The organism is Enterobacter sp. FUJ80071 (assembly GCF_038739915.1).
GTDB classification, from domain to species: domain Bacteria; phylum Pseudomonadota; class Gammaproteobacteria; order Enterobacterales; family Enterobacteriaceae; genus Enterobacter; species Enterobacter kobei.
Genome location: NZ_JBBXKH010000001.1, coordinates 1,572,598 through 1,591,362 on the forward strand (window position 1 = coordinate 1,572,598; position 18,765 = coordinate 1,591,362).

An 18,765-nucleotide genomic window follows, 5' to 3' on the forward strand; every position below is an offset into this window, starting at 1 on the left:
TTGCGGAGTAAGTAATTGATTATCCGTATAAAAATAAATTTTAAAAGTTATGAAAAGAGTTGAATTATTTCGTTCGGCCCCCTCCGAAACAGTTAATTAATATGGAGTATTTACCATAAAAAGTAACAATAAAGCCCGGGTAAAGATTATTATATTTACCCATGTTTAACTTTATTATTACAATCAGCAATCATTACCGAAAAAAATAAAAAACGGGGCAATGAAATTGCCCCGTAATATAGCCCAGACGATTGAATACGCCTACTGCTGCTAATGTTATATGCGCTTATTTTGACCAGTAAGCGGCTTTTGCTTTCTGCAGCTTTTCATAGGCCTTGAGCAGCGACTGATGCGCCGGGAAGGCTTTCAGATCGCTGTCCACGGCCTGCAGACCGTAGAATGGCTCTTCACCGCTGAGCGCCGCGCTGGCGGCTTCAACCGCTTCAGCACCGTACATACGCACGAAAGCGTTCAGGTACTGCAGTGGCTCGCGATCCTCTTCCTGCGAAAGCAGTAGCAGGGTTTGCAGGCAACGGTAATAGTTGGTGCGCTCGGCAGAGAAGACCGACTGGTTGAATTCCATCGTCCATTCCGTCCAGGCCAGGGCCTGATCCAGATCGCCGCCAGCCAGCGCCAGCATCGCTTTCAGCTCCCCGATACGCAGGGTATACCAGCCGTTGTCTTTACCCGTCGCCAGGCCCAGCAGTTCACGCACGCGAGTGAAATCATCGTGACCTTCTTCGTCCAGTTGGGCGATCAGGTTCAGATAATCTTCTTTTTCCCACTCGCTGCCTGGCAGAGCAAGCAGGGTTTCGCGCAGGTGCGCGCCCATGCTGTTGTTCGCCAGCCACAGATCTTCAGCAGGGTAGATGTCGGACATGCCCGGCACAATGATGCGGCATGCGTAAACGCCCAGGTGTTCGTAGTCGGCAATGTAGACTTCCTGATCTTCGGCGTTAAAGATGGCCATCAGCGTGGTGAACTCTTCTTCCGTGGTGCCGGCAAAGCTCCAGTCTACGAACGGATAGTCTGCGTCCTGCTTAAACATATCCCAGGAGATCAGGCCGCTGGAATCGATGAAGTGGGTTTCGAGGTTGGTATGCTCCGCCACTTCTTCATCGTCAAAGGTTGGCGGTGTGAAGACGTCGAGATCTTTCAGGCTACGGCCCTGCAGCAGTTCGGTGACGGTACGCTCCAGCGCCACGCCGAAGTCAGGGTGCGCGCCGAAGGAGGCGAAGCAGGTGCCGTTTTCTGGGTTAAACAGCACCACGCAGATCACCGGATATTTACCGCCCAGTGAGCCATCGTAGGCGAAGATTGGGAAACCTTCCGCTTCGAGTTTGGCGATGGACTCCACCACGCCCGGATAACGCGCCAGCACGTCGGCCGGAATTTCAGGCAGGCTGATAGATTCGGCAATAATGCGGTTTTTAATGTGACGCTCGAACACTTCTGACAAGCCCTGAACGCGCGCTTCGTTGCGGGTGTTACCGGCGGACATGCCGTTAGACACATACAGGTTGCCGACGATGTTCATCGGAATATACACGGTCTGCTCGTCAGACTGGCGGGTGAACGGCAGGGCGCAGATACCACGATCTTCGTTACCAGACTGCAGATCGATCAGCATGCTGGCGGTCAGTTCGTTTTCTGGATCGTAGAACGCACGCAGGCGGGCGTCGAGAATACCTTCCGGCAGTTCATCGTCTTCGGTCAGCGGGAACCATTTTTCGTTCGGATAGTGAACGAATGGGCCGTTAGCGATGGTTTCGCCCAACCAGAAGTCAGCGAAGAAATAGTTGGTGGACAGACGCTCAAAATACTCACCCAGCGCGGAGGCCAGTGCCGCTTTTTTAGTCGCGCCTTTCCCGTTGGTAAAGCACAGGGCACACTCTTTGTCGCGAATATGGACGGACCAGACATGGGGCACCGGATTGAGCCAGGAGGCTTCTTCGATGTTAAAACCCAGGTCGGTCAGTTTCTGCTGGAAGCGAGCGATGGAATCTTCCAGAGCGGCGTCTTTGCCGGGGATAAACGTTTGAGTCATGGCGTTCACTTTTATCGTACGTAAAGCGCGCAATGATACGGGTTTTGCGTGACGGGTGCTATCTTCGGCGAAAATAAAAGGCTGGGCTATGCTTAGTGGCAGTAACTGACTGTTAAGGCATAGAAAAATGAAAGCATTTGATCTCCAGCGGATGGCGTTTGACAAAGTTCCCCCCGAGTTTTTAGGCGAAGTGGCTTTGCGGAGCCTGTATACCTTCGTTCTTGTCTTTCTGTTTCTCAAGATTACGGGCCGTCGCGGTGTGCGGCAGATGTCGCTTTTTGAGGTGTTAATCATCCTCACGCTGGGGTCAGCGGCGGGGGATGTCGCCTTTTATGACGATGTGCCGATGGTGCCGGTCTTTATCGTCTTTGTCTCGCTGGCGCTGCTGTACCGCCTTGTGATGTGGCTGATGTCGAAGAGCGAAAAGCTGGAAGATCTGCTGGAAGGGAAGCCTGTGGTGATTGTCGAAGACGGACAGTTGGCCTGGGAAAATGTGCAAAGTGCCAATATGACCGAGTTCGAATTTTTTATGGAATTGCGTCTGAACAGCGTCGAACAACTCGGACAGGTGCGTCTGGCCATTATGGAAACGAACGGTCAAATCAGCGTGTATTACTATCATGATGACGAGGTGAAGCCGGGGTTATGCATCCTGCCGGATATGCTCATTGAGCGATACAAAACCGTCCCCGATACGGGCGAGTATGCCTGTATAAAATGCAGCCATGTGGTGGTTATGAAGGCAGGCGATCATCAATTATGCCCTCGCTGTACGAATCCAGAATGGACGAAGGTTAGCCGGGCTAAACGGATCACCTGACAGCCATTTTGTCGGTTTTGTCCTGGCGAGGCGGCAGATTGTTTTGTGTGATGTGAGCCACATTTCACGTGTCATAAGTTTTAGACATTGCGGCGCGTGTCACTGAATGATAAAACCGATATCCACAGTTATAACTTATGGCTTTTAGCGTGGTGAGGGGAAATGGCTCAAGTCTTTAATTTCAGTTCAGGTCCGGCGATGTTACCGGCAGACGTGCTTAAACAGGCTCAACAGGAACTTTGTGACTGGAACGGTCTCGGTACGTCGGTGATGGAAATCAGCCACCGTGGTAAAGAGTTTATTCAGGTGGCGGAAGAGGCAGAAAAGGATTTTCGCGATCTGCTGAATATTCCCTCGAACTACAAAGTATTGTTCTGTCACGGCGGCGGACGCGGCCAGTTTGCTGGCGTACCGCTGAATATCCTTGGCGATAAAACGACGGCTGACTACGTTGATGCGGGCTACTGGGCGGCAAGTGCCGTTAAAGAAGCGCACAAATACTGCACGCCGAACGTTATCGACGCCAAAGTGACCGTTGACGGTCTGCGCGCCGTGAAGCCCATGAGCGAATGGCAGCTTTCTGATAACGCAGCCTATCTCCACTACTGCCCGAACGAAACTATCGACGGGATTGCCATCGACGAGACGCCAAACTTCGCCAGCGATGTTGTGGTTGCCGCCGACTTCTCCTCCACCATTCTTTCTGCCCCGATTGATGTCAGCCGCTACGGCGTTATCTATGCAGGCGCACAGAAAAATATCGGTCCTGCGGGCCTGACAATCGTCATTGTACGTGAAGATCTGCTGGGTAAAGCGCATAAGTCTTGCCCGTCGATTCTCGACTACACCGTGCTGAACGATAACGACTCCATGTTCAACACGCCACCGACGTTTGCCTGGTACCTCTCGGGCCTGGTCTTCAAATGGCTGAAGCAAAACGGCGGTGTGGCGCAGATGGACAAGGTCAATCAGCAAAAAGCTGAACTGCTGTACGGCGTGATCGACAAAAGCGATTTCTACCGTAACGATGTGGCGAAAGCTAACCGCTCCCGCATGAACGTGCCGTTCCAGCTGGCAGACAGCAACCTGGACAACGTGTTCCTGAAAGAGTCCTTCGCGGCAGGTCTGCATGCGCTGAAAGGCCACCGTGTGGTGGGGGGGATGCGCGCCTCTATTTATAACGCGATGCCGCTGGAAGGGGTTAAAGCTCTGACCGATTTCATGATCGACTTCGAACGTCGCCACGGTTAATCGCGCTGTTTCCACCCCCGTAGCCCTGCTGCGGGGTTTTTATTATGTTGAGTTGAGAGTTAAGTTTCATGGAATCCCTGACGTTACAACCTATCGCGCGGGTAGATGGCACCATCAATCTGCCTGGTTCAAAAAGTGTCTCGAACCGCGCTCTGCTGCTGGCAGCTCTGGCAAACGGCACCACCGTCCTTACAAACCTGCTGGACAGCGATGACGTACGCCACATGCTCAATGCGCTGAAAGCGTTGGGTGTTCATTACACTCTCTCTGACGATCGTACCCGCTGTGAAATGACCGGCAACGGCGGCGCGCTGCGTTCGGGTGAAGAGCTCGAGCTATTTCTGGGCAACGCGGGTACCGCGATGCGTCCATTGGCGGCGGCGCTGTGTCTGGGCAGCAATAACATCGTGCTGACCGGCGAGCCGCGCATGAAAGAGCGTCCGATCGGCCATCTGGTCGATGCCCTGCGTCAGGGTGGCGCGCAGATTGAGTATCTTGAGCAGGAAAATTATCCGCCACTGCGTCTGCGCGGGGGCTTTAGCGGCGGTGACGTCGAGGTGGACGGTAGCGTTTCCAGCCAGTTCCTGACGGCCCTGCTGATGACCGCGCCGCTGGCACCGCAGGATACGGTTATCTCGATTAAAGGTGAGCTGGTCTCCAGACCGTACATTGATATCACGCTGCACCTGATGAAAACCTTCGGCGTCGAGGTGGAAAACCAGTCTTATCAGCGTTTTGTGGTGCGTGGGGCGCAGCAGTATCAGTCTCCGGGCAATTACCTGGTTGAAGGCGATGCATCATCGGCCTCTTACTTCCTGGCTGCGGGCGCGATCAAAGGCGGCACCGTGAAGGTGACCGGGATTGGCCGCAACAGCGTGCAGGGCGACATCCGTTTTGCCGACGTGCTGGAGAAAATGGGCGCCACTGTCACATGGGGCGATGATTTCATCTCCTGTACCCGCGGCGAGCTGAATGCCATTGATATGGACATGAACCACATTCCGGATGCGGCGATGACCATTGCCACGGCTGCGCTGTTTGCCAAAGGCACCACCACGCTGCGTAACATCTACAACTGGCGCGTGAAAGAGACTGACCGTCTGTACGCGATGGCGACCGAGCTGCGTAAAGTGGGCGCTGAGGTGGAAGAGGGCGAAGACTACATTCGCGTCACCCCTCCGGCAAAACTGCAGTTCGCAGAAATTGGCACCTACAACGATCACCGTATGGCGATGTGCTTCTCGCTGGTGGCGCTGTCCGACACGCCTGTGACCATTCTTGACCCGAAATGTACGGCGAAAACCTTCCCGGACTACTTCGAGCAGCTGGCGCGCATCAGTACGCTGGCCTGATAGCGTTATGCCGCATCCTTCGATGCGGCATTTCCTTACGCTTCCTGACGAACACTTCCGCTCATTTCTTCTACACTCTGCTTCAATCATTCCGTAATTTGCACGCAAAGGTAACAGTTGCGCACGTTGGCGCGTATAATGCGCGGCGTTTATGTTAACGGTATGCCTTATTTAAGGAGAAAAAGATGACGGCAGTTGCCCCGGTAATCACCATTGATGGGCCGAGTGGCGCAGGGAAAGGTACCCTGTGCAAAGCGATGGCGGAAGCATTGCAATGGCATCTTTTAGATTCGGGCGCAATCTATCGCGTGCTGGCGCTGGCTGCGCTGCATCATCATGTCGATGTCGCCTCTGAAGAAGCGCTGGTACCGCTGGCTGCGCACCTGGATGTCCGTTTTGTGTCTACCGATGGCAACCTGGAAGTGATCCTTGAAGGGGAAGACGTGAGCGGTGAAATCCGTACGCAGGAAGTGGCGAATGCGGCCTCCCAGGTTGCGGCCTTCCCGCGTGTGCGCGAGGCGCTGTTACGTCGCCAGCGTGCGTTCCGCGAAGCCCCGGGGTTGATCGCCGACGGACGCGATATGGGCACCGTGGTATTCCCTGATGCGCCTGTAAAAATTTTCCTTGACGCCTCTTCAGAAGAACGTGCTCAACGCCGCATGCTTCAGTTGCAGGAGAAGGGGTTTAGTGTTAACTTTGATCGCCTTTTATCCGAGATAAAAGAGCGCGATGATCGCGATCGTAACCGCGCTGTCGCGCCACTTGTTCCTGCAGAAGATGCATTAGTTCTGGATTCAACCAGTTTAACTATTGAGCAAGTGATTGAAAAAGCGCTACAATATGCGCGCCAAAAACTGGCACTCGCGTAAACGCGACCGATTTAGCAGTACCCCCCGCTGCAATGGATTGACGGCGGGTATGTGAAACAACCCCATCCGGCACGGAGCCAGGTGGACGTTAATATTAACCTGAAGATTAAACATGACTGAATCTTTTGCTCAACTGTTTGAAGAATCCTTAAAAGAAATCGAAACCCGTCCGGGTTCCATCGTTCGTGGTGTTGTTGTTGCTATCGACAAAGACGTAGTACTGGTTGACGCCGGTCTGAAATCTGAGTCCGCCATCCCGGCAGAGCAGTTCAAAAACGCCCAGGGCGAGCTGGAAATCCAGGTTGGTGACGAAGTTGACGTTGCGCTGGACGCAGTAGAAGACGGCTTCGGTGAAACCCTGCTTTCTCGTGAGAAAGCTAAACGTCACGAAGCATGGATCACCCTGGAAAAAGCTTACGAAGAAGCTGAAACTGTGGTCGGTGTTATCAACGGCAAAGTTAAAGGTGGCTTCACTGTTGAGCTGAATGGTATTCGTGCGTTCCTGCCAGGTTCTCTGGTAGACGTTCGTCCAGTCCGTGACACCCTGCACCTGGAAGGCAAAGAGCTTGAGTTCAAAGTCATCAAGCTGGACCAGAAGCGTAACAACGTTGTTGTATCCCGTCGTGCCGTTATCGAATCCGAAAACAGCGCAGAACGCGATCAGCTGCTGGAAAACCTGCAGGAAGGCATGGAAGTCAAAGGTATCGTTAAGAACCTCACTGACTACGGCGCATTCGTTGACCTGGGCGGCGTTGATGGCCTGCTGCACATCACCGACATGGCGTGGAAACGCGTTAAGCACCCAAGCGAAATCGTGAACGTGGGCGACGAAATCACTGTTAAAGTGCTGAAGTTCGACCGCGAGCGTACTCGTGTATCCCTCGGCCTGAAACAGCTGGGCGAAGATCCATGGGTAGCTATCGCTAAGCGTTACCCAGAAGGTACTAAACTGACTGGTCGCGTAACCAACCTGACCGACTACGGCTGCTTCGTTGAAATCGAAGAAGGCGTTGAAGGCCTGGTGCACGTTTCCGAAATGGACTGGACCAACAAAAACATCCACCCATCCAAAGTTGTTAACGTTGGTGATGTAGTGGAAGTGATGGTTCTGGATATCGACGAAGAACGTCGTCGTATCTCCTTGGGCCTGAAACAGTGCAAAAACAACCCATGGCAGCAGTTCGCGGAAACCCACAACAAGGGCGACCGTGTTGAAGGTAAAATCAAGTCTATCACTGACTTCGGTATCTTCATCGGCCTGGACGGCGGCATCGATGGCCTGGTTCACCTGTCTGACATCTCCTGGAACGTTGCAGGCGAAGAAGCAGTTCGTGAATACAAAAAAGGCGACGAAATCGCTGCAGTTGTTCTGCAGGTTGACGCAGAGCGTGAGCGTATCTCTCTGGGCGTTAAACAGCTCGCAGAAGATCCGTTCAACAACTGGGTTGCACTGAACAAGAAAGGCGCAATCGTAAACGGTAAAGTAACTGCAGTTGACGCTAAAGGCGCAACCGTAGAGCTGGCTGACGGCGTTGAAGGTTACCTGCGCGCTTCTGAAGCTTCCCGTGACCGCGTTGAAGATGCCACTCTGGTTCTGAACGTAGGCGACGACGTTGAAGCTAAGTTCACCGGTGTTGACCGTAAGAACCGTGCAATCAGCCTGTCTGTTCGTGCTAAAGACGAAGCTGATGAGAAAGATGCAATCGCAACTGTTAACAAACAGGAAGATGCAAACTTCTCTAACAACGCAATGGCTGAAGCTTTCAAAGCAGCTAAAGGCGAGTAATATCAGGTTCTCAGCATCATTTGAGCTGTAACGCATTTACAGCGCGAAGGATGAAGAGCAAACTTGACAGATTACAGGATCCGTCCTGTAATCAATAACAAAGGGCGGCTACGGCCGCCCTTGTTTAATGAGCTGTTCAGCTAATTGGTTTGAAAGGAACCGGAGGAATCATGACCAAGTCAGAATTGATTGAAAGACTTGCCAGTCAGCAACCGCATATCCCTGCCAAGGCAGTGGAAGATGCCGTAAAAGAGATGCTGGAGCATATGGCCTCCACTCTTGCCCAGGGCGAGCGCATTGAAATCCGCGGTTTCGGTAGTTTTTCTCTGCACTATCGTGCTCCACGCACCGGGCGTAACCCGAAAACGGGTGATAAAGTCGAGCTGGAAGGTAAGTACGTTCCACACTTTAAACCGGGTAAAGAACTGCGCGATCGCGCCAATATTTACGGCAACTGAGTTTAGCCAGCCGGTTAAACTGGGTTCGAAAGAAAGCACCTGCGGGTGCTTTTTTTGTTCCTGTCGTTTTCTTCTGGAAGGCATCCCTCATTTCCCGCTGCGTTTTCTGCAACCTGTTAAAAACCTTGCTGCGCTTGCTGTAAATCCAATTCTTCACAACTGACGAGCCGCATCACTCACGAGCATACTGCCACCCTGAAACAGGGAGGTAGCAATGGGAATTCCCGCTTTATGTATCTGCGCCATTCTGGCGATAGCCCCGTTACTCTGGTTACCTGAACTGCCATCACGCTATACCGTCTGGATAATGCTGGCGGGCGGGGTGGTGCTGGGCACATGCCAAAACGTGCGCCTGAAGTATGTGGGGACCGCGCTGTTATTTTGCGCGTGGGGCCTTCTGGCCGCGCAGGAGAGCGTCTGGCCGATGCAGCATTTAACCACGAGAGCCGTGCAGGCCGAGGTAGAGATCACCGCCACTGATGGTGCAACTCAGCATCAGGGAAAGATTCGTACCGTAAACGGCCGGCGCTGGTGGGCGTCCACCGGCGTAACGCTGTATGGCAATTATTTGCCACAGAGAGCATGTGCTGGCCAGCGTTGGGCGATGATGCTCAGGCTAAGACCTGCACACGGCGAGCTGAACGACGGAGGCTATGATCCCCAACGCAGCGCCATTGCCCGACACCAAACGCTGAGCGGGCGCTTCACCCATGCGGAACTTGTTGATGGACACTGCAGCCTGCGAGCGCAATACCTGATGTCGCTGCAAAACCGACTTTCTGATTATCGCTGGGGAGCGGTTATCCTCGGGCTGGGGATGGGAGAGCGTCTGGATGTCCCCCGAGAAATAAAAGACCTGATGCGTGAAACCGGCACACTGCATCTGATGGCGATTTCGGGCCTGCATATCACGCTGGCGGCATCCCTCGTCTGGTTACTCGCGCGTGCGATCCAGTTTATATTCCCCAGCCACCGGGTCCACTGGCAAATGCCACTCCTGGCCGGGTTGTTCTTCGCCGCTTTCTATGCCTGGCTTACCGGTCTGCAACCTCCTGCACTACGAACGGTCATCGCACTTGCCGTGCTGGCGGCGCTGCGAATCGGTTCCCGCCAATGGTCGCCGTGGCAGGTATGGTGTTGCTGTGTCGCGGTAATCCTGATAAGCGATCCCTTAGCCATACTTTCTGAGAGTCTGCTCCTGTCCGCATTTGCCGTCGCGGCGCTGATTTTCTGGTTTCAGTGGCTGCCTCTTCCTCGCTGGCAGTGGGCCCGACGCATACGGCCACTACTTAATCTGATCTATCTGCAGGTCGGCATGCTGGTGTTGCTCATGCCGTTACAGGTGCTGATTTTCCACGGCTTCAGTATCTCCTCTCTGGTCGCTAATCTCTTTGCCGTGCCGATAGTGACGTTTGTCAGCGTACCGCTGATTTTACTCGGTATGTTGCTCCATCTGTTACCGCTGGGAGGAATGGAAAGTGCCATCTGGTTTGCAGCCGATAAGTCCCTTGCCGGGTTGTTCTGGCTACTGATGCGCTTGCCAGACGGCTGGCAGAGTGTGGATCAGCGCTGGCAGTACATGACGCTACTGCCCTGGCTTATCATCATCGGCTGGCGTTTGCGAGCCTGGAAAACCGTTCCAGCCGTGTGTCTGGCTGGGAGTCTGTTACTGGCATTTCCCCTCTGGCGAACGGCTAAAAGTGATGCCTGGACGCTACATATGCTGGATGTGGGGCAGGGGCTGGCCATGGTCATCGAACGGCAGGGAAAAGCGATTCTCTATGATACCGGGCTCGCCTGGCCAGGGGGCGATAGCGCACAGCGGTTAATTATCCCCTGGCTGCGCTGGCACCATCTGCGGCCAGATGGCGTGATTCTCAGCCATGAACATCTTGACCATGCAGGAGGTCTCGCATCGCTGCAAAAAGCATGGCCGAAGATGTGGGTAAGAAGTCCATTACGTCTGGCGGGGCACCGGCCCTGCTTTCGAGGGCAGAGCTGGAGATGGCAGGGATTAACCTTCACCGTCCACTGGCCCCTGGAAAATGACCCGGCTCGGGGAAACAACCGCTCCTGCGTGGTGAAAGTGGACGATGGTGAGCAGAGTATTCTGCTGACGGGAGACATTGAAGCGCCAGCAGAACAGGCTATGCTTAGCCATTACTGGCAACATCTGACGTCGACGTTAATCCAGGTTCCCCATCATGGCAGCAATACCTCATCGTCAGTGGCGCTGGTACAACGGGTGGAGGGAAAGATTGCGCTGGATTCAGCAGCCCGCTATAACGCCTGGCGGTTTCCGTCGGCGAATGTGGTCCGACGTTATCGAAAAGAGGGGTATATCTGGCAAGATACCCCCCATTCCGGGCAAATATCGGTGACATTCTCGCAACATCGCTGGCAAATCCGGCGCTTGCGGGATCAATTTTTACCACGTTGGTATCATCAGTGGTTTGGCGCGCCCGTAGATAACGGGTAGAATATGCGGCTATTTCAACAAATGCTGGTTTTTTGAATGCATAACGACAAAGATCTCTCCACGTGGCAAACCTTCCGCCGACTCTGGCCGATGATTGCACCTTTTAAAGCAGGCTTGATCGTGGCGGGTGTAGCGTTAATCCTCAACGCAGCCAGCGATACTTTTATGTTATCGCTCCTTAAACCGTTACTGGACGACGGTTTTGGTAAAACGGATCGCTCAGTGTTGCTATGGATGCCGCTGGTGGTTATCGGGCTGATGATCTTACGTGGTATCACCAGCTATATCTCCAGCTACTGCATCTCCTGGGTATCCGGGAAAGTGGTTATGACCATGCGCCGTCGTCTGTTCAGCCACATGATGGGCATGCCGGTCTCATTCTTTGACAAGCAGTCTACGGGGACACTGCTGTCCCGTATTACCTACGATTCAGAGCAGGTTGCGTCCTCCTCCTCAAGCGCGTTGATTACCGTCGTGCGTGAAGGGGCGTCGATCATCGGCCTGTTTATCATGATGTTCTATTACAGCTGGCAGCTGTCGCTCATCCTGATCGTTTTGGCTCCGGTTGTCTCCATTGCCATCCGCGTTGTGTCCAAGCGTTTCCGCAATATCAGTAAAAATATGCAGAATACGATGGGGCAGGTAACAACCAGCGCCGAACAGATGCTGAAAGGACACAAAGAGGTGTTAATTTTCGGTGGCCAGGACGTCGAAACCAAACGCTTTGACAAAGTCAGCAACAAAATGCGTCTGCAGGGGATGAAAATGGTCTCGGCCTCTTCCATCTCTGACCCGATCATTCAGCTGATTGCCTCGCTGGCGCTGGCGTTTGTCCTTTATGCGGCAAGCTTCCCAAGCGTGATGGAGACGCTGACGGCGGGTACCATCACCGTGGTCTTCTCCTCGATGATCGCCCTGATGCGTCCCCTGAAATCTCTGACTAACGTGAATGCCCAGTTCCAGCGCGGGATGGCGGCTTGTCAGACATTGTTTAGCATTCTGGATTCCGAGCAGGAAAAAGACGAAGGTACACGCGAGATTGAGCGCGCCCGTGGCGATGTTGAATTCCACAACGTGACCTTCACCTATCCGGGCCGCGATACGCCCGCTCTGCGCAATATCAACCTGACGATTCCGGCGGGTAAAACGGTGGCGCTGGTAGGCCGTTCTGGCTCAGGTAAATCCACCATTGCCAGCCTCATCACCCGTTTCTACGACATCAACGAAGGTGAAATTCTCCTGGACGGTCACGACCTGCGGGAGTACACCCTGCAGTCGCTGCGTAACCAGGTTGCGCTGGTTTCTCAGAACGTGCATCTGTTTAACGATACGGTCGCCAACAACATCGCTTATGCGCGCACTGACGAGTACAGCCGCGAGCAGATCGAGAATGCCGCACGCATGGCCTATGCGATGGACTTTATCAACAAGATGGATAACGGTCTGGATACCATCATTGGTGAAAATGGCGTGCTCCTGTCCGGTGGTCAGCGTCAGCGTATTGCGATTGCGCGCGCGCTGCTGCGTGACAGCCCAATCCTGATTCTGGATGAAGCGACGTCCGCACTGGATACCGAATCTGAACGCGCTATTCAGTCGGCGCTGGACGAACTGCAAAAGAACCGTACCTCACTGGTGATTGCACACCGTCTGTCGACTATCGAGCAGGCGGATGAGATCGTGGTGGTTGAGGATGGCGTCATTGTTGAACGCGGAAGCCACGCAGCTTTGCTGGAACACCGCGGCGTATACGCCCAGCTTCATAAGATGCAGTTCGGCGAATGATTGCACGCATCTGGTCCGGTGAATCCCCGCTGTGGCTGCTGCTTTTGCCGCTCTCCTGGCTTTACGGCCTAGTGAGCGGCATCATTCGTCTGCTTTACCGTCTGGGGATCAAGCGGGCCTGGCGTGCGCCAGTGCCGGTTGTGGTTGTGGGCAATCTTACGGCGGGCGGCAACGGTAAAACGCCGGTGGTGATCTGGCTCGTGGAACAGCTGCAAAAACGCGGTATCCGCTCGGGTGTGGTCTCGCGTGGGTATGGCGGTAAAGCGGCGCAGTACCCACTGCTGCTGGCAGAGAAAACCACCACTGCCGAAGCGGGTGATGAACCGGTATTGATTTTCCAGCGTACTGGCGCGCCGGTGGCAGTCTCCCCGGTTCGCAGCGACGCCGTGCAGGCGCTGCTTGCCGAACACGCGGTACAAATTATCATCACTGACGATGGTCTGCAGCATTACGCGCTGGCGCGTGATAAAGAGATTGTGGTCATCGACGGGGTTCGCCGTTTCGGTAACGGATGGTGGCTGCCAGCCGGCCCTATGCGTGAACGCGCTTCACGTCTGAAGTCCGTTGATGCGGTGATTGTAAACGGTGGTGAGGCAAAAGCGGGTGAAATCCCTATGCACCTGTTGCCGGGACTGGCGGTAAACCTGGTGACAGGTGAACGCCGGGCGGTTGCTGAGCTGCCTTCGCTGGTGGCAATGGCAGGGATTGGTCATCCTCCGCGCTTCTTCGCAACGCTTGAGCAGTGTGGTGCCAGGCTTGAAAAACGCATTCCACTGGCTGACCATCAGGCGCTGGTGGCAGAGCAGGTTGATGCGCTCACGGCGTCGGGACAGACGCTCATTATGACCGAAAAAGATGCGGTGAAATGCCGTGCCTTTGCGAAAGAAAACTGGTGGTATCTGCCGGTTGACGCTGAACTCAGCGGCGAGCAGCCGGAACACTTGCTCAAGGAACTGATTGCGTTAGTGCAGTGAGGGCTTACGCGGTTCTGGTGGCGCTTTGACTGACAGGAAAACGCATGTCTTTACCGCAACTCTCGCTTACAGCTGCACGTCATTTACACCTCGCCGCGCAGGGGCTGCTCAAAAAGCCCCGTCGCCGCGCACAGCCTGCCGATATCCTCTCTGCCATCCAGCGCATGTCGCTGCTGCAAATCGACACCATTAATATTGTTGCCCGTAGCCCTTACCTGGTGCTGTTCAGCCGCCTGGGCCACTATCCCTCTCACTGGCTTGATGAGGCGCTCAGCAAAGGGGAGCTCATGGAGTACTGGGCGCACGAAGCCTGTTTCCTGCCCCGCAGCGATTTTGCCCTGGTGCGTCACCGCATGCTTGCCCCAGAAAAGATGGGCTGGAAATACCGACAGGCGTGGATGCAGGAGCACGCGGCCGAAATAGAGCAACTGATCGGCCATATTCAGGAAAAGGGGCCAGTGCGTTCCGCTGATTTTGAACATCCGCGAAAAGGCACAAGCGGCTGGTGGGAGTGGAAACCGCACAAACGTCATCTTGAAGGGTTATTCACCTCCGGCCAGGTCATGGTGATTGAACGGCGTAATTTTCAGCGCGTCTATGACCTGACCCAGCGCGTGATGCCACACTGGGACGACGAACGTGACCTGCTTACCCAGGAGGCTGCCGAGGCCATCATGCTGGAAAACAGCGCCCGCAGTCTGGGCATTTTCCGGCCGCAATGGCTGGCAGATTATTACCGCCTGCGCCAGCCCGCGCTGAAGCCGCTGCTGGAGATGTGGCAACGCGAACAGTGCGTCATTCCCGTCACGGTAGAAACGCTGGGAGAGATGTGGCTGCATGCGGATCTCCTTCCTTTGCTGCCCAAGGCGCTGGACGGAAATCTCCAGGCAACCCACAGCGCAGTGTTGTCGCCTTTCGACCCGGTGGTCTGGGACCGAAAACGCGCCGAACAGTTGTTCGATTTCAGCTACCGGCTGGAGTGTTATACCCCGGCACCAAAGCGTCAGTACGGCTATTTTGTTTTACCCCTGCTGCATAAGGGGCGGCTGGTCGGGCGCATGGATGCCAAAATGCACCGCAAAACCGGCACGCTTGAAGTCATTGCGCTCTATCTGGAAGAGGGGGTCAGGGTGACGGCGAGTCTGGAGAAGGGCTTAACGTCCGCCATTAGCGAGTTCGCCCTCTGGCAGGGGGCTCACGACGTCACGCTGGGACGCGTTCCCGAAGGGTTATTTATATCCTGTCGAAGTGGCTGGGAAACAGACACGCCCTGAAAAAGGAATGTGTTAAGCTTTAGCGATTACCCATACGGAGGAACTATGGATCACCGTTTACTTGAAATTATTGCCTGCCCGGTGTGCAACGGCAAACTCTACTACAGCCAGGACAAACAGGAGCTGATTTGCAAGCTGGACAGTCTGGCTTTCCCGCTGCGTGACGGCATTCCGGTGTTGCTGGAAAACGAAGCCCGTTCCCTGGTGGCAGAAGAGAGCAAACCATGAGTTTTGTTGTCATTATTCCTGCGCGTTATGCCTCAACGCGTCTGCCGGGTAAACCGCTGGTGGATATCAACGGCAAGCCAATGATTGTGCACGTCCTTGAACGCGCCCGTGAATCCGGTGCCGATCGCGTGATTGTTGCCACCGATCATCCGGACGTCGCCCGTGCGGTTGAAGCCGCAGGTGGTGAAGTGTGCATGACCCGCGTCGATCACCAGTCCGGCACCGAGCGTCTCGCCGAAGTCGTTGAGAAATGTGGTTTCAGCGATGATACGATCATTGTGAACGTGCAGGGCGACGAGCCGATGATCCCGGCCGTTATTATCCGTCAGGTGGCAGAAAACCTGGCGCAGCGTCAGGTGGGTATGGCGACGCTTGCGGTGCCTGTTCACCACGCTGAAGAGGCATTTAACCCGAATGCGGTGAAAGTGGTGATGGATGCCGAAGGCTATGCGCTCTATTTCTCCCGCGCCACCATTCCATGGGATCGCGACCGCTTTGCACTCTCGAAAGAGACCATCGGGGATTCCTTCCTGCGCCACCTGGGGATTTACGGCTATCGTGCCGGTTTCATTCGCCGCTATGTCACCTGGGCACCCAGCCCGCTGGAGCATATCGAAATGCTGGAGCAGCTTCGTGTGCTCTGGTATGGCGAGAAAATTCACGTTGCTGTTGCCAAAGAAGTACCAGGAACGGGCGTTGATACGCCGGAAGATCTTGAGCGCGTTCGCGCCGAATTACGTTAATACCGTCTGCATCCCTCCTTTCGGAGGGATGTCCTCTCGCCACAATTTTCGCTTTTCTTTTCCCTGATTGATCTCTACCGGGTGACATCTTCATTCTGCGCGCTCATTATAAAAGCAGTAGCATTAATGAGGGTAATCTCATATGGAACAGCTGCGTGCCGAACTTAGCCATCTGCTGGGTGAGAAATTAAGCCGGGTCGAGTGTGTGAGTGAAAAGGCCGATACCGCGCTCTGGTCGTTGTATGACAGTCAGGGAAACCCAATGCCGCTGATGGCGCGAAGTTTCACGTCGCCGGGTGTTGCCAGGCAGCTCGCCTGGAAAATGTCGATGCTAGCGCGGGAGGGTACCGTCCGAATGCCGACCGTGTACGGCGTCATGACGCACGAGGAACACCCCGGCCCCGATGTCCTGTTGATAGAGCGTTTACGCGGCGTGCCTGTTGAAGCACCCGCGCGCACGCCGGAACGCTGGGAGCAGCTGAAAGACCAGATTGTCGAGGCGCTGCTGGCCTGGCATCGCCAGGATAGCCGTGGGCTCGTGGGGCCGGTCGACAGCACCCAGGAGAACCTGTGGCCGCTGTGGTATCGCCAGCGGGTGGAAGTGCTGTGGGGAACGCTCAACCAGTTCAATAACACCGGTTTGACCATGCAGGACAAACGTATTCTTTTTCGCACTCGTGAATGCTTGCCAGCGCTGTTCGACGGTTTTAATGATAACTGCGTGCTGATCCACGGCAATTTTACCCTGCGGAGTATGCTGAAAGACTCCCGCAGCGATCAGCTGCTGGCGATGTTGGGGCCTGGAATAATGCTGTGGGCCCCACGTGAATATGAGTTGTTCAGGCTCAGCGACAGCGCGGCGGCAGAAGGGTTACTGTGGCACTACCTTCAGCGTGCGCCCGTTGCCGAAGCGTTTCTCTGGCGGCGCTGGTTGTACCTGCTCTGGGATGAAGTCGCGCAACTGGTCAATACCGGGCGTTTCAATCGCGCAAACTTCGATCTCGCGGCTAAGTCACTCTTGCCCTGGCTCGTCTGAGGAACCTTTCAGCCACTGCCAGAGACGGCCGAGCGTCTCGTAGCCGACGCGATCGCTATGCATCAGCCACATCGGGGAGGGGATCACGCGTTCCCATGGGTTAAGTGGCGCGTTGATTGCCATCTGGTTTGCCGGTGCGGGAAGCGGGTGCAGGCCCTGCTTTTCAAAGAAAATCATCGCCCGTGGCAGGTGTGAGGCGGAGGTGACCAGCAAGAATGGAACATCGCCAATCGCCTGCTTCACCGCAGCGGCTTCTTCTTCGGTATCTTTTGGACTGTCCAGGGTGATGATAGCGGAACGCGGTACGCCGAGGGATTCCGCAACTCTGGCACCCGCTTCAGCCGTACTCACCGGGTTCGTTTTTGCTGCGGCGCCGGTGAAGATCATTTTTGATCCCGGATTCGCCAGCCACAGGCGAATCCCTTCGTTTAGCCGTGGCAGGCTGTTGTTGATCAGATTCGAGCTGGGGGCCCAGTCAGGATCCCAGGTATATCCACCGCCCAGCACCACGATGTATTCCACTTTCTGATTTCCCTGCCATGTCGGGTACTTATCTTCAATGGGGCGTAACAGGCCATCCGCGACCGGCTGCAGGCTCAGCAGCAGTAAGACAAGCCAGCCGAACGTGATGAGCGTTTTGCCACTTTTCTGAAAGCGGCTGAACCACACCAGCGCCAGCCCCAGCGCGATGATGATGAGCAGCAGCGGAAGGGGAAGCATCATCCCTCCAATGTATTTCTTAAGGGTAAAAAGCATCCTTTTTGGTTCCTTTTTTGACCATATAGCAGGTGATTACCGGTGATATTACACCAGAGAGGTTCATTCTCCGCGCGGGTGTGACAAAATAGCGGTTTTGCAGTTAGCGAGTGGAACTCTCCCAATGCGGGATCGCAATTTTGATGACATCGCGGAAAAGTTTTCGCGCAACATTTATGGCACCACAAAGGGGCAGCTCCGTCAGACGATCCTCTGGCAGGATCTGGACACCATTCTGGCCACTTTTGGCGACCAGACGTTGCGCGTGCTGGACGCCGGTGGCGGCGAAGGACAAACAGCGATAAAAATGGCCGAGCGCGGTCATCACGTCACGCTTTGCGATCTTTCGGCTGAAATGGTCGCCCGTGCGACGCGTGCTGCAGATGAGAAAGGTGTGAGCGACAACATGCATTTTATACAATGCGCCGCTCAGGACATCGCACAGCATTTGGAAACCCAGGTTGATCTGATATTGTTTCATGCGGTGCTGGAGTGGGTGGCCGATCCGCAAAGCGTGTTACAAACCCTGTGGTCGATGTTGCGCCCGGGCGGCACGCTGTCGCTGATGTTCTACAATGCTAACGGCTTCCTGATGCACAACATGGTTGCAGGTAACTTTGACTATGTGCAGGTCGGGATGCCTAAAAAGAAAAAGCGCACGCTTTCCCCGGACTATCCGCGCGATCCGCAGCAGGTTTACGGCTGGCTGGAAGAGATTGGCTGGCAGATTGTCGGGAAAACGGGCGTCAGGGTGTTTCATGATTATCTGCGTGAAAAACACAAACAGCGTGACTGTTTTGACACCTTAACAGAATTAGAAACGCGGTATTGCCGTCAGGAGCCATTTGTCAGCCTTGGCCGCTATATTCACGTCACCGCGCACAAGCCGCAGATGCAAGGATAACCT

16 protein-coding genes are annotated in these 18,765 nt (G+C 54.8%); 14 read left to right on the forward strand and 2 right to left on the reverse strand.

The features are described 5' to 3' along the window. Positions 1-286: 286 nt before the first annotated feature. Positions 287-2,047 carry a 30S ribosomal protein S12 methylthiotransferase accessory factor YcaO gene (ycaO, locus tag AAER43_RS07485; protein ID WP_050861612.1) on the reverse strand — a complete coding sequence of 587 codons (1,761 nt, stop codon included), beginning with the start codon at positions 2,045-2,047 and terminating at the stop codon, positions 287-289. A 127-nt stretch (positions 2,048-2,174) separates the two neighbouring features. Here ycaO and AAER43_RS07490 point away from each other — a divergent pair, with 127 nt between their 5' ends. From AAER43_RS07490 to AAER43_RS07550, 13 genes are all read left to right on the forward strand, one after another. After that, on the forward strand, positions 2,175-2,867 hold the full coding sequence (locus AAER43_RS07490; RefSeq protein WP_023332544.1) for a DUF421 domain-containing protein: 693 nt from the start codon (positions 2,175-2,177) through the stop codon (positions 2,865-2,867). 162 nt (positions 2,868-3,029) lie between these two features. After that, on the forward strand, positions 3,030-4,118 hold the full coding sequence (gene serC, locus AAER43_RS07495) for a 3-phosphoserine/phosphohydroxythreonine transaminase (protein WP_023332545.1): 1,089 nt from the start codon (positions 3,030-3,032) through the stop codon (positions 4,116-4,118). A 68-nt stretch (positions 4,119-4,186) separates the two neighbouring features. Beyond that, positions 4,187-5,470 carry a 3-phosphoshikimate 1-carboxyvinyltransferase gene (gene aroA / locus AAER43_RS07500; RefSeq protein WP_050861613.1) on the forward strand — a complete coding sequence of 428 codons (1,284 nt, stop codon included), beginning with the start codon at positions 4,187-4,189 and terminating at the stop codon, positions 5,468-5,470. A 185-nt stretch (positions 5,471-5,655) separates the two neighbouring features. Next, positions 5,656-6,339, forward strand: a complete 684-nt coding sequence (cmk, locus tag AAER43_RS07505) for a (d)CMP kinase (RefSeq protein ID WP_013097305.1) — start codon at positions 5,656-5,658, stop codon at positions 6,337-6,339. A 112-nt stretch (positions 6,340-6,451) separates the two neighbouring features. Then, complete coding sequence (gene rpsA, locus AAER43_RS07510; protein WP_008499966.1) at positions 6,452-8,125, forward strand: 30S ribosomal protein S1; 1,674 nt, start codon at positions 6,452-6,454, stop codon at positions 8,123-8,125. A 170-nt stretch (positions 8,126-8,295) separates the two neighbouring features. After that, positions 8,296-8,583 carry an integration host factor subunit beta gene (gene ihfB / locus AAER43_RS07515; protein WP_008499965.1) on the forward strand — a complete coding sequence of 96 codons (288 nt, stop codon included), beginning with the start codon at positions 8,296-8,298 and terminating at the stop codon, positions 8,581-8,583. Positions 8,584-8,797: 214 nt separating this feature from the next. Beyond that, positions 8,798-11,062: a ComEC family protein gene (locus AAER43_RS07520; protein WP_050861614.1), complete on the forward strand. Its 2,265-nt coding sequence runs from the start codon at positions 8,798-8,800 to the stop codon at positions 11,060-11,062. 36 nt (positions 11,063-11,098) lie between these two features. Then, complete coding sequence (msbA, locus tag AAER43_RS07525) at positions 11,099-12,847, forward strand: lipid A ABC transporter ATP-binding protein/permease MsbA (protein ID WP_014883220.1); 1,749 nt, start codon at positions 11,099-11,101, stop codon at positions 12,845-12,847. Further along, complete coding sequence (lpxK, locus tag AAER43_RS07530; RefSeq protein ID WP_050861615.1) at positions 12,844-13,821, forward strand: tetraacyldisaccharide 4'-kinase; 978 nt, start codon at positions 12,844-12,846, stop codon at positions 13,819-13,821. The genes msbA and lpxK overlap by 4 nt, the downstream gene beginning before the upstream one ends. A gap of 44 nt (positions 13,822-13,865) precedes the next feature. Continuing rightward, positions 13,866-15,095 (forward strand): winged helix-turn-helix domain-containing protein, encoded by a 1,230-nt coding sequence (locus AAER43_RS07535; RefSeq protein ID WP_050861616.1) that lies wholly within the window; start codon positions 13,866-13,868, stop codon positions 15,093-15,095. 45 nt (positions 15,096-15,140) lie between these two features. Next, positions 15,141-15,323, forward strand: a complete 183-nt coding sequence (gene ycaR, locus AAER43_RS07540) for a protein YcaR (RefSeq protein WP_006174474.1) — start codon at positions 15,141-15,143, stop codon at positions 15,321-15,323. Further along, the gene (kdsB, locus tag AAER43_RS07545) at positions 15,320-16,066 is read left to right on the forward strand and encodes a 3-deoxy-manno-octulosonate cytidylyltransferase (protein WP_050861617.1); all 747 of its coding nucleotides are present in this window, start codon (positions 15,320-15,322) and stop codon (positions 16,064-16,066) included. Before ycaR ends, kdsB begins: the two co-directional genes overlap by 4 nt. Positions 16,067-16,208: 142 nt before the next feature. After that, a complete protein-coding gene (locus AAER43_RS07550) occupies positions 16,209-17,102 on the forward strand; it encodes a YcbJ family phosphotransferase (protein WP_032637067.1) in 894 nt (297 codons plus the stop codon). Here the strand turns inward: AAER43_RS07550 and elyC are convergent. Further along, positions 17,079-17,858 carry an envelope biogenesis factor ElyC gene (elyC, locus tag AAER43_RS07555; protein WP_014883225.1) on the reverse strand — a complete coding sequence of 260 codons (780 nt, stop codon included), beginning with the start codon at positions 17,856-17,858 and terminating at the stop codon, positions 17,079-17,081. The two genes, AAER43_RS07550 and elyC, sit on opposite strands and share 24 nt — an antisense overlap. Before the next feature lie 124 nt (positions 17,859-17,982). Here elyC and cmoM point away from each other — a divergent pair, with 124 nt between their 5' ends. Next, a complete protein-coding gene (gene cmoM / locus AAER43_RS07560) occupies positions 17,983-18,762 on the forward strand; it encodes a tRNA uridine 5-oxyacetic acid(34) methyltransferase CmoM (RefSeq protein WP_014883226.1) in 780 nt (259 codons plus the stop codon). The last annotated feature ends 3 nt before the right edge of the window (positions 18,763-18,765 follow it).

What these genes read in the sequence shown, in the direction of transcription:
- ycaO (WP_050861612.1), bottom strand. Translation starts at nt 2,047, where the DNA reads ATGACTCAAACGTTTATCCCCGGCAAAGACGCCGCTCTGGAAGATTCC.
- AAER43_RS07490 (WP_023332544.1), top strand. Translation starts at nt 2,175, where the DNA reads ATGAAAGCATTTGATCTCCAGCGGATGGCGTTTGACAAAGTTCCCCCC.
- serC (WP_023332545.1), top strand. Translation starts at nt 3,030, where the DNA reads ATGGCTCAAGTCTTTAATTTCAGTTCAGGTCCGGCGATGTTACCGGCA.
- aroA (WP_050861613.1), top strand. Translation starts at nt 4,187, where the DNA reads ATGGAATCCCTGACGTTACAACCTATCGCGCGGGTAGATGGCACCATC.
- cmk (WP_013097305.1), top strand. Translation starts at nt 5,656, where the DNA reads ATGACGGCAGTTGCCCCGGTAATCACCATTGATGGGCCGAGTGGCGCA.
- rpsA (WP_008499966.1), top strand. Translation starts at nt 6,452, where the DNA reads ATGACTGAATCTTTTGCTCAACTGTTTGAAGAATCCTTAAAAGAAATC.
- ihfB (WP_008499965.1), top strand. Translation starts at nt 8,296, where the DNA reads ATGACCAAGTCAGAATTGATTGAAAGACTTGCCAGTCAGCAACCGCAT.
- AAER43_RS07520 (WP_050861614.1), top strand. Translation starts at nt 8,798, where the DNA reads ATGGGAATTCCCGCTTTATGTATCTGCGCCATTCTGGCGATAGCCCCG.
- msbA (WP_014883220.1), top strand. Translation starts at nt 11,099, where the DNA reads ATGCATAACGACAAAGATCTCTCCACGTGGCAAACCTTCCGCCGACTC.
- lpxK (WP_050861615.1), top strand. Translation starts at nt 12,844, where the DNA reads ATGATTGCACGCATCTGGTCCGGTGAATCCCCGCTGTGGCTGCTGCTT.
- AAER43_RS07535 (WP_050861616.1), top strand. Translation starts at nt 13,866, where the DNA reads ATGTCTTTACCGCAACTCTCGCTTACAGCTGCACGTCATTTACACCTC.
- ycaR (WP_006174474.1), top strand. Translation starts at nt 15,141, where the DNA reads ATGGATCACCGTTTACTTGAAATTATTGCCTGCCCGGTGTGCAACGGC.
- kdsB (WP_050861617.1), top strand. Translation starts at nt 15,320, where the DNA reads ATGAGTTTTGTTGTCATTATTCCTGCGCGTTATGCCTCAACGCGTCTG.
- AAER43_RS07550 (WP_032637067.1), top strand. Translation starts at nt 16,209, where the DNA reads ATGGAACAGCTGCGTGCCGAACTTAGCCATCTGCTGGGTGAGAAATTA.
- elyC (WP_014883225.1), bottom strand. Translation starts at nt 17,858, where the DNA reads ATGCTTTTTACCCTTAAGAAATACATTGGAGGGATGATGCTTCCCCTT.
- cmoM (WP_014883226.1), top strand. Translation starts at nt 17,983, where the DNA reads ATGCGGGATCGCAATTTTGATGACATCGCGGAAAAGTTTTCGCGCAAC.